7 protein-coding genes are annotated in these 12,486 nt (G+C 71.1%); 6 read left to right on the top strand and 1 reads right to left on the bottom strand.

Annotation, left to right across the window (positions count from 1 at the left end; genetic code table 11):
* Position 1: 1 nt before the first annotated feature.
* Positions 2-3,199 (bottom strand): malto-oligosyltrehalose synthase, encoded by a 3,198-nt coding sequence (treY, locus tag WME97_RS13080; protein ID WP_437552232.1) that lies wholly within the window; start codon positions 3,197-3,199, stop codon positions 2-4.
* Between the two features lie 599 nt (positions 3,200-3,798).
* Between treY and WME97_RS13075 the strand changes: the two genes are divergently transcribed.
* The 6 genes from WME97_RS13075 to sbnB all read left to right on the top strand — a co-directional run bounded on the left by WME97_RS13075 (position 3,799) and on the right by sbnB (position 12,446).
* Entirely contained in the window at positions 3,799-4,863 is a 1,065-nt protein-coding gene (locus WME97_RS13075) for a sigma 54-interacting transcriptional regulator (protein WP_437552231.1), read from the top strand.
* 132 nt (positions 4,864-4,995) lie between these two features.
* The gene (locus WME97_RS13070) at positions 4,996-6,969 is read left to right on the top strand and encodes a carbamoyltransferase C-terminal domain-containing protein (RefSeq protein WP_437552230.1); all 1,974 of its coding nucleotides are present in this window, start codon (positions 4,996-4,998) and stop codon (positions 6,967-6,969) included.
* 166 nt (positions 6,970-7,135) lie between these two features.
* Positions 7,136-8,377, top strand: a complete 1,242-nt coding sequence (locus WME97_RS13065) for an acyl-CoA dehydrogenase family protein (RefSeq protein WP_437552229.1) — start codon at positions 7,136-7,138, stop codon at positions 8,375-8,377.
* The gene (locus tag WME97_RS13060; RefSeq protein ID WP_437552228.1) at positions 8,371-10,374 is read left to right on the top strand and encodes a carbamoyltransferase family protein; all 2,004 of its coding nucleotides are present in this window, start codon (positions 8,371-8,373) and stop codon (positions 10,372-10,374) included. The genes WME97_RS13065 and WME97_RS13060 overlap by 7 nt, the downstream gene beginning before the upstream one ends.
* 101 nt (positions 10,375-10,475) lie before the next feature.
* Entirely contained in the window at positions 10,476-11,441 is a 966-nt protein-coding gene (gene sbnA / locus WME97_RS13055; protein WP_437552227.1) for a 2,3-diaminopropionate biosynthesis protein SbnA, read from the top strand.
* 3 nt (positions 11,442-11,444) lie between these two features.
* A complete protein-coding gene (gene sbnB, locus WME97_RS13050; protein WP_437552226.1) occupies positions 11,445-12,446 on the top strand; it encodes a 2,3-diaminopropionate biosynthesis protein SbnB in 1,002 nt (333 codons plus the stop codon).
* The last annotated feature ends 40 nt before the right edge of the window (positions 12,447-12,486 follow it).

Genomic DNA, 12,486 nt, shown 5'->3' with positions numbered 1-12,486 from the left:
GTCACTGGCCTCGCTGCGCCGCCCGCAGGAGCAGGGCGACGGGGAAATCGGAGAGCACGCGGTCGAGCGGGAGCGACGCGCCTTCGCCCCGCTCGTGCGGCGCGTCCGAGCCGCGCGGCGGAGCGGCGGACGGCGACGCCTCGATCTCGGCGCCGGTGAAGAGATCGGTGTAGAGGCCGGGCTCCACGTCGACCGCGGTGCCGGCCCACGCCGCGCCGATCGGCGGGGAGCAGGCGCCGCCGAGCAGCCGCGCGCTGAACCGGGGCGCGACGACGACGATCGAGCGCCCGTCCGGCGCGCGGCGCGCGAAGGCGACGACGTGGGCCTCGCGCTCGCCGATCACGGCGCGCGGCACATAGTCCCCGTCGGCCCCGAAGAGCGCCGGGTGGCGCCGGCGCAGCTCGAGCGCGACGTGCGTGACGAACAGCTTGACGCGGCCGTCGCGCGCCTCGGCGCAGAGCTCGCGCGCGAGCGCGCGGCCCCCGCCGCGGGACCGCCAGCGCGCGCGGATCTCCGCGAGCGCCCGCTCGCGCACGGCGTAGTCGACAGGGCGGCGGTTGTCCGGGTCGACGAGGCTGAAGTCCCACACCTCGTTGCCCTGGTAGATGTCGGGCACGCCCGGCGAGGTGAGCTTCAGGAGCGTCTGCGAGAGCGAGCCCCACATGCCGTGGTACGCGACCACGCGCGCGAGCGGCAGGAGCGCGCCCACGACCTCCGCGGACGAGAGCGCCTTGCGGACGAACGCCTCGACGGCGGCGTCGTACTCGGGCTGCGCGTCGATCCAGGACGTGTTGACCTTCGCCTCCTTCGTGGCCTTGCGCATGTAGTCCACGAGGCGGTCGGCGTACGCCGAGAGGGCGTCGCCCTCGGGCGCGCGCGGGTCGCGTGGCTCGCGTTCGCCGCCGAGCAGCGGCTCGATCGGCAGGCTGCCGAGGAGGGTCTGGTAGAAGAGGTACTCCTCGTTGCTGTCCGGCGCGAGGCGGCCCTCGATCTCGGCCTTGAGCGGCGCGGCGGCGGCGGCGGCGCGGTGGAGCGCCTCCTCCCAGGCCGACGACAGCTCCGAGAGCACGCTGATGCGCGCCCGCACGTCCTCGCTCCGCTTCGTGTCGTGCGTCGACGTCGCGAGCATCGAGTACGGCCACGCCCTGTGCCGCTGCACGTTGCCGCGGTGGAACGCGAGGACGCTCGATCCGTAGCGCTCGGGCTCGCCCCCGACCTCGTTCAGCGACACGAGCCGGTTGTAGATGTAGAACGACGTGTCCTCGAGCCCCTTGGCCATCACCGGCCCGGTGAGCTGCTGGAACTTCATCACGAAGTCGCAGAAGAGGTGCCGGTCCTCCTCGGGGAAGAGATCCGTGCCGTCGAGCATGAGGACCGAGCGCACGAACGTGAAGATGGATCCCTCCATCGTCGGGTTCTGCCGGCGCGCGAGGGCGACGGCGCGGCCGATGGCGACGCGGTCGTGATCGGAGATCGCCGGCGTCCGGTCGTTGATGTAGGTGCGGTAGACCGGGAAGCACGCGATGACCTCGCGCAGCGCCTCGTTGAGCGAGCCCAGGGTGAAGTCGCGGAAGCGGCGGTCGCGCTCGGTGAGCCGGTTCAGGGCGTGGGTGAGCACGTTGAGCTCGCTCGCCAGGGCCGTCCGGAGGATCACCTTCTTCTTCTCGTAGACGAGCGCCTCGAACGGCACGTGCTCGTCGATGAACCGCTCGTAGATCGCGGTCATCTGCGCCTCGCTCGAGGCGTCGACGAAGAGCTCGCCCACCAGCGCGGTGAAGTCGTAGCCGCTCGTCCCGTGGACGGGCCAGGCCTCGGGCAGCGTCTCGCCGCGCGCGAGGATCTTCTCGACGACGACGTAGAGCGGCGTGTTCAGCGAGCCGCGCGCGCCGCGCTCCGAGAGGGTTGCGCGGAGGGCCGGCTCCAGCCGGGCGAAGCGGGCTTCGGGGCGGCGGCGCGGGTCGAGGAGGCTCTTCTGCTCGGGCTCGTCCGAGGCCTCGGCGAGGAAGCGGCGCCGGCAGCGCTCGATCAGGTAGCCCTGCTGGAGATCCTCGAAGTAGCCGATCGGGTCCCAGAGGCCGTCGGGGTGGTCGATGCGCAGCCCCGTGACCTGACCCCGCTCGCAGAGCTCGAAGACGAGGCGGTGCGCCTCGGCGAACACCGGCCGGTGCTCCATCCGGATCGCGGCGAGGTCGTTGATGTCGAAGAACCGGCGGTAGTTGATCTCCTCGGCGGCGGTGCGCCAGAAGCTGAGGCGGTAGGCCTGCTCCTCGAGCAGCGCCTCGATCGGGTCGAAGCTCCGCGGATCGCCCGGCTTGCCGTTGATGCGCAGGACGCCCTCGGCCACCGCCGCCGCGACGTCGGGCGAGTCCGCGACGAGCGACGCGAGCCGCCGCCTGAGGATCTCCTTCTCCCGGCGCCGCTCGATCACCTTGGCCCGCTGCGTCTCGGTCCGCGGCGGCATGTTGCGGAGCCCGGTCAGGATGCTCTGCAGCTCGAGGAGCGCGTCGTGCTCCTCGCCGAGCGCGGCGACGAGCCCGGACACGAGCGGCCCGATGATCATGCCGTACGTCCGCGGGTTCACCGGGAAGACGTGATCGAAGTACCGGAGGACGAACGCGCCGCTGTCGAACTCGATCTTGAGCTCGCCGCGCTCGAGCACGCGCCCGAAGTGGTCGCCGAGCACGGGGAGCAGCACCTTGTGCTTGAGCTCCGTCTTGAGCGGCGCCCAGTCGATGTCGAAGAACGGCGCGTAGAGCGAGCTCGGGCCGTTCTGGAGGACGTCGTTCCACCAGGCGTTGTCGGAGGTGCCGACGCCCATGTGGTTGGGGACGAAGTCGAGCAGGAGGCCCATGCCGTGCGCCGCGAGCTCGCCGGTGAGCCGGTCGAGGTCGGCGCGCTCGCCGATCGCCGGGTTGAGCGCGTTGTGGTCGACGAGGTCGTAGCCGTGCATGCTCTCCGGCCGCGCCTTGAAGAACGGCGACGAGTAGAGATCGCTGACGCCGAGGGCGTCGAGGTAGACGACGACCTGGCGCGCCTGCTCGAAGGTAAAGTCCTTGTTGAGCTGCACGCGGTAGGTGGCGCGCGGCAGGCGAGGCGCCACGCCCTCGCACGCCGCGTCGGCGAGCCGCGCTGCATTCGCCTGCAGGCCAGCGCCGTCCGCATGGCCGCTCGTCTGCTGTTCGTCCGACGTTCCGGTCATCCCTCGGTTGCCTCCGGCGGCAGAATCTACTGCGAACGAAGCGATGAGCACCCGCGGATCGGCGCAGCTCGCGCGGCTCCTGTCGTTTCGGCGTGCGGCACGAAGGAATGGCCTGATGCGCCTACGGGGAACGCAGCAGCGCTGGCATCAGGCATGGAGGGGTGACGGGCTCAGCCGCTGTCGGGCGCGCGCCAGGCTCAGCCGTCGTCGGAGGAGTCGCCGTCAGCGCGCTGCGCTTCCCAGGGGAACGCGGACCCCCCTCATCGCCGCCGTTCTCCTTTGCTGTTCCACCCCTTCGTGCATGGCCGCACCGATACCCGACTAGCAAGCGTCGTTCAGGCGGCCGACTGCATGTTTCCGGAGCCGCGCCCCGCGGACGTCGCGGCGAGCGCATTCCTGCTCCGGTGTTCGTTTGCACCGCCCGCGCGCGCTCGTCGCGTGTCCCTGGAGTCCGCCGTCGAGATGGCTCGATCGGCGCATGGTCGGCGGCGCGCGGCCGGAGGCGCGCGCTCGGGAAACGATATGTTGCCAAATGCCCGTACTCGCGGGCGGAGTGAGACAACAACCGTTTCCGTCATGAAGGATCAGGAGAGGTATTGATGACCAGCTCGTGGAGATTCGTCGCGCACTCGGAGGCGCGGCGCAGGGCGCTCGGGTTCGCCAAACAGGCAGCGTCCGCAGACTGCTCGGTCCTGATCGTCGGGCCGACCGGAGCGGGGAAAGACATCCTCGCGCGCGACATCCATCAGCACAGCAAGCGTTCGAAGCACCGACTCATCACCATCAACTGCGCGGCCCTCACGCAAACGCTGTTCGAGAGCGAGCTGTTCGGCCACGCGCGCGGCGCGTACACGGGGGCGACCGTATCGAAGCGCGGCGTCGTGGAGCTCGCGTCCGGAGGCAGCCTGTTCCTCGACGAGATCGGCGAGCTGCCGGCGGAGGCGCAGGCGAAGCTCCTCCGCTTCCTCGCGGACGGCTCGTTCTGGCCCGTGGGCGGCAGCGAGGAGAAGAGCGTCGACGTCCGCGTCCTCGCCGCCACGAACCGGGACCTCGCCGCCGGTCTCGACAAGACGTTTCGAGCCGACCTGTTCTTCCGGCTCAGCGTGCTCACCATCGTCGTGCCGCCGCCCAGCCGGGAGGACCTGCGCAGCCTCTCGAGGGTCCTCGCCGTGGAGCTCGGCGAGCGCTACCGCACGCTCCTGCCCGCGCGCGAGGTGAGCGCCATCGGCGAGCTCGCGAGCTGCGGAGTGTACAGGGGCAACGTCCGCGAGCTCCGCAACGCCGTCGAGCGGTACTTCCTCGTGCGAGACCCGGAGCGCACCGTCGAGCAAAACTGGCGGGCCGCGTGCGCGCTCGACCTGCTGGCCCAGCAAGGCGCGCCCCCACACGACGACGCTGCGGCGATATCCCAGGTACACCCACAAGAGGTCGAGAAGCTCTACGACCTCCTGTTCCTGACGTGGGCCAGGGAGACGAGGAATGCGCGCGAGCTGTCGCGGCGAATCGATCGCTCGTTGCCGTACGTTTACAGCCGCCTCGCGAAGCTCGGTATCAAGCCGAAGGACCTCCAGAGCACCGAGATCCTCGAGCGCGCGTCGGCGAGGATCCGCGCCGCGCTCGCCCCCCATCGCTCCACATTTCTCCAGCTTCTTAAAGAATCTTAACAAAACGGTTCACCCCCTCCCGAGGGCGCCGCCGGAACCGTCGCGTCGTTCGATGGAACGACCCTTGCGAAACGGCCGAGACGGAACCCGGGAGGGCGGTGGACGTCCCGACCGAGAAGGATGGAGGAGCGCATGCTGACTCTGGGCCTCGCAGGAGGCTTGGATCCCGTCTACGACTGCCGCTACGACTCGCCGCAGTTCTTCACGTACGACGCGGCGGCCGTGCTGGTCGAGGACGGGCAGGTGGTGGCCGCCATCGAGGAAGAGCGGCTGAACCGCGTCCGGCGGACGAACAAGTTCCCGTTCGACGCGCTGCGCGCCTGCCTGAGACAGCGAGGCGTCGCGCTCTCGGACGTGGACCGGATCGCCTATTATTCAGGCGAGGAGACGGCCAATCTGCTCGTCGGGCGCCTGCGCGCGGCGTTCCCGGAGCTCGCCGGCGTGCCGGACGCGCGCGGGCTGCTGCACGCGGCCATCCAGCGGGAGATGAGGTGCGCGATCGATCCGGCGCGGCTCGTCTTCGTGCCGCACATGATGACGCACGCGGTGAGCGCCATCGCGTTGTCGGGCTTCGATCAGGCGCTCGTCTACGTCATCGACAACGAGGGCGGGGTCCTCGCCGGGACGTCGGCGAGCGGGAGCCGGTCGTGCCTCACGTCGCTCGCGGCCTTCTCACCGTACAAGTCGCTCGGCGAGCTGTGCCATCGCACGATCCGCGCGCTCGGATACAGCCCGTTCGAGGAGGCCGAGGCGATGGAGCTCGCCCCGCAAGGCGACCCCGCCGCGCTCCGCGGCGCGATGCGCGAGGTGTACAAGCTGCTGCCGGACGGCGACTACGATCTCGCCTTCCAGAACCTCGCGGCCGTGCTCTCGAGGGCGCCGGGCAGGCTGCGCGGCGATCCGGTGGAGCAGGCGCACAAGGACGTGATCGCCGCGCTGGAAGAGGCGATCTCCGAGATCGTGCTCCACGTGCTGCGCCACCACCGCACGAAGAGCGGGCTCCGGCGGCTGTGCCTGGCCGGCGGGGGCGCGCAGATATGCGCCGTCAACTCGCGCGTCCTCGCGAGCGGCCTGTTCGACGAGGTGTTCGTGCAGCCCGCGGCGCACGACGCGGGCTGCGCCCTCGGGGCCGCGCTCTTCGCGAGCGACGCGCCGCCGCGCCGCGCCCCGCTCGACCACGTGGCCTGGGGCACGGACATCGGGAACGCGGACGCGGTGCTCCCGGCGCTCGGGCGCTGGGGCGCGCTCGTGACGGCCGAGCGCCCGGCCGATCCGGCCCGCGAGGCCGCGGAGCTGATCGCCGGGGGCGCCGCCGTGGGCTGGGCGAACGGCCGCTCGGAGATGGGGCTCGTGGCGCTCGGGCGCCGCGCGATCGTCGCCGATCCGCGGGACGAGCGGCGGCGGGAGGCGCTGAACGAGCTGAAGCGGCGCGCGCCGCACAGGCCGCTGTCGGTCGCGATGCTCGCCGAGGACGCGGCCGAGTGCCTGATGCTGCCGTGCCCGGCCGAGCAGCTGCGCTGGAAGAGCTTCGCCCTCCGCGTGAGGCGCGAGCGCCGCGTGGCGCTCGCCGCGGCGCTGCACGCGGACGGCACGGTCCGCGCGCAGGTGGTGCTGAAGGAGGCGGATCCCCGGCTGTTCGCGCTGCTCTGCGCGTTCAAGGAGATCTCCGGGGTCGGGGCGCTGCTCGCGACGTCGCTCGATCACGGGGCGGAGCCGCCCGCCGAGACCGTCGACGACGTTGTCGCGCTGCTCGTGACGAGCCGCCTCGAGGCCGCCTTCGTGGACGACGTGCTCGTCCGCGGGAAGGGACCTTCGCTGGAGGCCAGGCTCGGCATGATCGTGGAGATCCCGCGCTCGACCCAGGTGTGCCGCACGCGCGGGTGGCTCGACGGCGCGCGGATCGGCGACGCGTGGGAGCTGCGGACGAGCTACGACCGCGGGATCCGCCGGAAGATCTCGCGCTCCGCGTACGAGGCGCTGGTGAGGGCCGACGGGAGCCGGCCGCTGTCGTCGCTGCTCGACGGCGCGGGGGCCGAGGTCGCGGGCGAGCTCTGGGCCCTCTGGACAGAGCGGCTCGTCCGGCTCGCGCCGGCCGAGCGCGGGTGAAGGGCGACGCCAGACGCGCATGAAGGGCGCGCGCCGGCCTGACGGACGTGCAGTGAGCGCGCCGGCCGGACGCACAGGGAAGAGACGACGCGGGCCTGCGTGGCCGCGGGGCTCGGGACACGACGGGTGCAAGGAGAAGAGCGCTGTGAGCTCGGATGACATGACCATGAGCGCTGGACGCAAGGCGCGCCCCAGGATCGACCTCGATCGGCAGACGCAGCTCGCGGCAGAAGCGCTGAAGAAGGCGCTCGCGGACCGGGATCTGCCAGCCTTCTACCGGGTGTTCCGGTCGACGGATCTGCCCTTTTTGGGGCGCATCTATGAGGGAGACGCAGCAGGCCTGTTCCGCGCGTGCGCGCACGTGCTGCACCGGCTCGGGGGGATCTCCCCTGCTGTCGCGCTCGCGGTGGAGAACCATTTCTACGTGACCTCCGCGATAGCCACCTTCCCCATCGCGGACGACGCGCGGCTCGACGCGCGGCGGCGCGCGCTGCTCTCGGAGGTCGTCGAGGGGCGCCGGCTCGTGGCCAACACGAACTCGCGGGTCCACGCGGACCGCGTGAACGCGGTGGGGACGCGGGCGCGAAAGGTGCCCGGAGGCCACGTGGTGAGCGGCGCCGCGTCGTACACGTCCCTCGCGACCGAGGGAGATCTCCTGATCTTCACGACGGCGCTGGAGGAGGGTTTCCCCGCGGTCTTCATGGTGCGGCCGCGGGGCAACCCGGCCGTCGAGATAGGCCCGTACCTGTTCCCGGACGCGATGCTCGACTCCGATACACGCCGGATCGTGTTCCACGATCTCTTCGTGCCGGAGGAGGACCTCCTGCTCGGCGGCCCCGGGCCGGAGGTGGTGCAGCTCCTCCTGTTCGAGATGGTGTGGCACCAGGTGCTGATTCCATCGCTGTACCTCGGCGCCGCGGCGCAGGCGATCGACGAGTCGCGCCGGTTCCTCCGCGCGGTGCGCGGCCGGGACGGGGCGCCGCTCGCCGAGCTGGACGGCATGGTCGTGGATATCGGCCGCCTCGTGATCCGCTACCGCGCCGCGTGCGCGGCGGTCCGCGAGGCGGGCGAGGCGATGGGCACGATCGCCTCCGCGAGAGACCGCGCCGAGCGGCTGCCGCGGCTCTACGAGCTCGCCGGGGCCGCGAAGTACACGGGGACGAGGTGCGCGGAGGAGACCGTCGCGGCGGCGCGCGGCATCGTCGGCGCGCGCGCGTACGCGGGGGACGGCGCCCTGGAGCGCCTGTGCAAGGAGGTCGTCTTCGGCCCGCTCGGGCCGGAGGTGAACGCCGTCATCGAGCGCGCCCACGGGCGACGAGCGCTCGGAGAGGGCGAGTTCGACGGCGCGGCGTCGTCGCCGTGGCTCGATGGCGCGATGAGCGCGAGCGGCAAGGAGGAGACATGCTGACGCTGGGCCTCTCCGGCGGGTTGAGCTTCGCCCACGAGGAGATGTACGACATCCCGAAGAGCTTCACGCACGACGGCGCGGCCGTGCTCGTCGACAGCGGGGAGGTCATCGCGGGGATCGAGGAGGAGCGGCTCAACCGCATCAAGCACTCCAACAAGTTCCCCATCGAGGCGATCCGCTTCTGCCTCGCCCGGGGCGGCGTCGACATCGATCGTGTGGACCGGATCGCGTTCTACGCGAGCGAGGAGTACTGCAATGCGCTCCTCGGGCGGGTGCGGCTCCTGACCGGGGGCGCGCTGCCGCGGATCGACGCGCGCACGCTGCTCGCGGCGAAGCTCGGCCAGGGCCTAGGGCGCCCGATCGATCGCGACAAGATCGTGTTCGTGCCGCACCACCAGGCGCACGCGGCGAGCACGTACCTGCTCTCGGGGTACGACGACAGCCTGATCGTGGCGATCGACGGGTCGGGAGACTTCCTGTCAGGCCTCGTGGCCGTGGGCTCGGGCGACAGGATCGACGTGCTGAAGACGATCCCGGAGTCGAAGTCGCTCGGGAACTTCTATGTCTCCGTCATCGCGCTCCTCGGATACGGGGTGTTCGACGAGTACAAGGTGATGGGGCTCGCGCCCTACGGCGATCCGGCGAGGTACCGCGCGCTGATGAGCTCGCTCTACACGCTCTTGCCGGACGGAGATTACGAGATCCACCGCGACCGCGTGGGCGCGCTGGCGCAGGCGATCGAGGTGCGCAGGAAGGGCGGGCCCTTCACCCAGCAGCACCGCGACGTCGCGGCGTCGCTGCAGGAGGCGCTGGAGGCGCTCGCGCTGCACGTGATCCGCCACGAGCGCGAGGCCACGGGCAAGACGCGGCTCTGCCTGGCCGGCGGGGTCGCGCACAACTGCACGATGAACGGGAAGATCCTCTATTCGGGGATGTTCGAGCGCGTCTTCGTGCAGCCGGCGGCGCACGACGCGGGCTGCGCGCTCGGGGCGGCGCTGCACACGACGCTCGCCGCGGGAGCGCTGAAGTCGCGGCGGCGGATCGAGCACGTGTTCTGGGGCCGCGACGTGGGCGGCGAGGCCGAGATCGAGCGCGAGCTCTCGGGGTGGTCCCGCTTCCTCCGCCACGAGCGCGCCGAGGATCTGCCGGGGCGCGTCGCCGAGGTGATCGCCGCCGGGGCCGCCGTCGGCTGGGCGCAGGGAGGATCGGAGTTCGGGCCGCGGGCGCTCGGGCACAGGAGCATCCTGGCCGACCCGAGGCCGGCCGCGAACAAGGACCTCGTGAACGCGATGGTCAAGAAGCGCGAGGCCTACCGGCCGTTCGCGCCGGCCGTCCTCGCGGAGGACGCGCGCGAGTTCTTCGAGCTCCCGCCCGGTGAGGGCGAGTTCCCGTTCATGATCTTCGTGCTGAAGGTCCGAGAGGACAAGCGGAGCGTCCTCGGGGCGACGACGCACGTCGACGGCACGGCCCGCGTCCAGACGGTGGCGCGGGGCTCGAACCCGCATTTCTGGGGCGTCCTCAAGGCGTTCAAGGACAGGACGGGCGTGCCGGTGCTGCTCAACACCTCGTTCAACAACAACGTGGAGCCGATCGTCGACTCCGCGCACGACGTGGTAACGAGCTTCCTGACCACCGGGCTCAGCTACCTCGCGATCGGCGGCTTCTTCGTCGAGAAGCGCGCGTGGACGTGGGAGGACGTGGCGACGCTCGCGCTCGACATCCCGAGGCACGTCCGCGTGGACCAGATCCGCCGCTTCGTCGCGATGGATCGCGCGGCCACCGCCTTCGAGCTGCGGAACACGTACGACGCCGGCGTGCGGGTGAGCGTGTCGGCCGACCTGGGCGAGGCGCTGATGCGCGCGGACGGGGCGCGCTCCCTGGCCGAGCTGCTCGCGGACGCCGGCGTGGGCGAGCCCGCGCGCGCGCAGAAGGCTGCCCAGGAGCTCGAGGGGCTCTGGGCGGAGCGGCTCGTCTCCCTGCGCCCGCGAGGAGCGTAGAGCGAGAGCGCCTGTCCGTCGTCTCGTGATGAGCCTTTGGCGCGAGCGCCCTCGTCCGCTCGCACGTCGCCTGTCCGTTGTCTTGAGGTGGTGAAGCTTGCATGCTTAAACAAGAGCAACTCCTGGCGCGGGCGGCCACGCTCGTCAGCATGCTCCGTGAGACGCCGGTCGTGAAGCTCGATCACGAGCGGCTCGATCTCTCCGTGAAGCTCGAGTACTGCAACGCGGTCGGGAGCATCAAGGACCGCCCCGCGCTCTGGATCCTGAAGACGGCGATCGAGCGCGGCGAGGTCGACCCGCTGACGACGATCGTGGAGTCGTCGTCAGGCAACTTCGCGATCGCGCTCGCCGCGTACGCTCAGCTCCTCGGGCTCGACTACATCCCCGTGATCGATCCCCACATCTCCGCGGTGAACGAGCACGTGCTCCGCTCGCTCTGCGCGAGGGTCGTGAAGGTGGAGGAGCGCGACGACACGGGCGGATTCCTGAAGACGCGGCTCGCCCGGGTGCAGTCGCTCTGCGCCGCGCTCCCGAGCTCTTACTGGCCCAACCAGTACAAGAACCCTGACGGGATGATGGCCCATTTCCACACGACGGGGCGGGAGATCTGCGAGGCGTTCACGGCCCTCGATTTCGTGTTCGTCGCCGTGAGCTCGGCGGGGACGATCGCGGGGCTCTCGCGGCGCCTGAAGGAGCACTTCCAGGGCGTGAAGATCGTCGCGGTGGACGCCGAGGGCTCGGTGATCTTCGGCGGCCCGCCGCGGCCGCGGCGCATCCCGGGGATCGGCGCGGGGGTCGTCCCGGATCTGCTCCGCGAGGCGCTGATCGACGATGTGGTGATCGTGCCCGAGGTCGAGTCGATCGCCGCGTGCCGGACCCTCCTCGACCGCCACAAGCTGCTCGTCGGCGGCTCGACGGGGACGGTCTACGCCGCGATCCAGCGCTATTTCAGCAGGGCGACCGGCCTCGTGAGGCCGAAGGTCCTGTTCCTCTGCGCGGACCGCGGCGTGCCTTACCTGGACACTGTTTACAACCCTGCTTGGGCGTCGCGTTACGCCGAGGGATGAGCGATGCGCTTTGGTGTGGTATCTGGCAATGTCATCCGCCGCCTCATCGAGGAGAGCCCCGAGGAGTGCGTCAAGGCGGTCGAGGACGTGTACCTCGCAGGCCACCGGGGAGAGGTGGTCTGTCCCAACAGCTATTTCCTCCGCTTCCCCGACCGACCGGACGCGCGGATCATCGCGCTTCCGGCCCACCTCGGCGGTGGTGAGCCCGTGTCTGGGATCAAGTGGATCGCCAGCTATCCGGCGAACATCCGGCAAGGCATCCCCCGGGCGTCGGCGGTGATCGTCCTCAACCGGGCGGACAACGGCTATCCGTTCGCGTGCCTCGAGGGCTCGATCATCTCGGCGGCGCGCACCGCGGCGTCGGCGGTCTCGGCCGCGGCGGCGCTCTCCGGGGGGCGGCGCGCGGGCACGCTCGGCATCGTCGGGACGGGGCTCATCGCGCGGTACGTGGTGTCCTTCCTGTCGCGCCTCGGCTGGGAGATCCCCGAGGTGCTCCTGTTCGACACGAACCCCGCGGAGCCGGAGCGGTTCCGCGAGGCCGCCTTCGCGCCGGAGCGGCGCCGCGACGTGCAGGTGGCAAAGGACCTGGAGTCGGTGGTGCGGCGGAGCGATCTCCTCGTCTTCACGACCTCGGCCGCCACGCCGCACGTCCACGATCCGGGCTGGTTCTCGCACGCGCCGGTGGTGCTGCACCTGTCGCTGCGCGACCTGTCGCCGCGCATCGTCCTCTCCTCGTTCAACGTGGTGGACAGCGTGGAACACGTGATGAGCGCCGGGACGTCGCTGCACCTCGCAGAGCAGGAGTCCGGCGGGCGCGAGTTCGTGACGGGGACGCTCGCCGAGGTGCTCCTCGGGCAGCGCGCGGCGCCGCGGACGAAGCCGATCGTGTTCTCGCCGTTCGGCATGGGGACGCTCGACCTCGCCGTGGCGAGGTGGGCTTACGCGCGCGCCGAGGCGGCGGGCGACGTGGTGTGGATCGACGACTTCTTCGACATGACGCGCTGACGCCGGGCGGGCTTCGCAGATCGCGACAGGGCGCTGGAGA

This window comes from Sorangium sp. So ce367 (assembly GCF_051520455.1).
Taxonomy (GTDB): domain Bacteria; phylum Myxococcota_A; class Polyangia; order Polyangiales; family Polyangiaceae; genus Sorangium; species Sorangium cellulosum_B.
The sequence above is the reverse complement of the archived record's forward strand: the minus strand, read 5'-3'. Positions and strand labels throughout refer to the sequence as shown.

Coding starts and splice junctions, on each gene's coding strand:
- WME97_RS13065 (WP_437552229.1), top strand. CDS start 7,136: ATGAGCGCTGGACGCAAGGCGCGCCCCAGGATCGACCTCGATCGGCAG.
- treY (WP_437552232.1), bottom strand. CDS start 3,199: ATGACCGGAACGTCGGACGAACAGCAGACGAGCGGCCATGCGGACGGC.
- sbnB (WP_437552226.1), top strand. CDS start 11,445: ATGCGCTTTGGTGTGGTATCTGGCAATGTCATCCGCCGCCTCATCGAG.
- WME97_RS13060 (WP_437552228.1), top strand. CDS start 8,371: ATGCTGACGCTGGGCCTCTCCGGCGGGTTGAGCTTCGCCCACGAGGAG.
- WME97_RS13070 (WP_437552230.1), top strand. CDS start 4,996: ATGCTGACTCTGGGCCTCGCAGGAGGCTTGGATCCCGTCTACGACTGC.
- sbnA (WP_437552227.1), top strand. CDS start 10,476: ATGCTTAAACAAGAGCAACTCCTGGCGCGGGCGGCCACGCTCGTCAGC.
- WME97_RS13075 (WP_437552231.1), top strand. CDS start 3,799: ATGACCAGCTCGTGGAGATTCGTCGCGCACTCGGAGGCGCGGCGCAGG.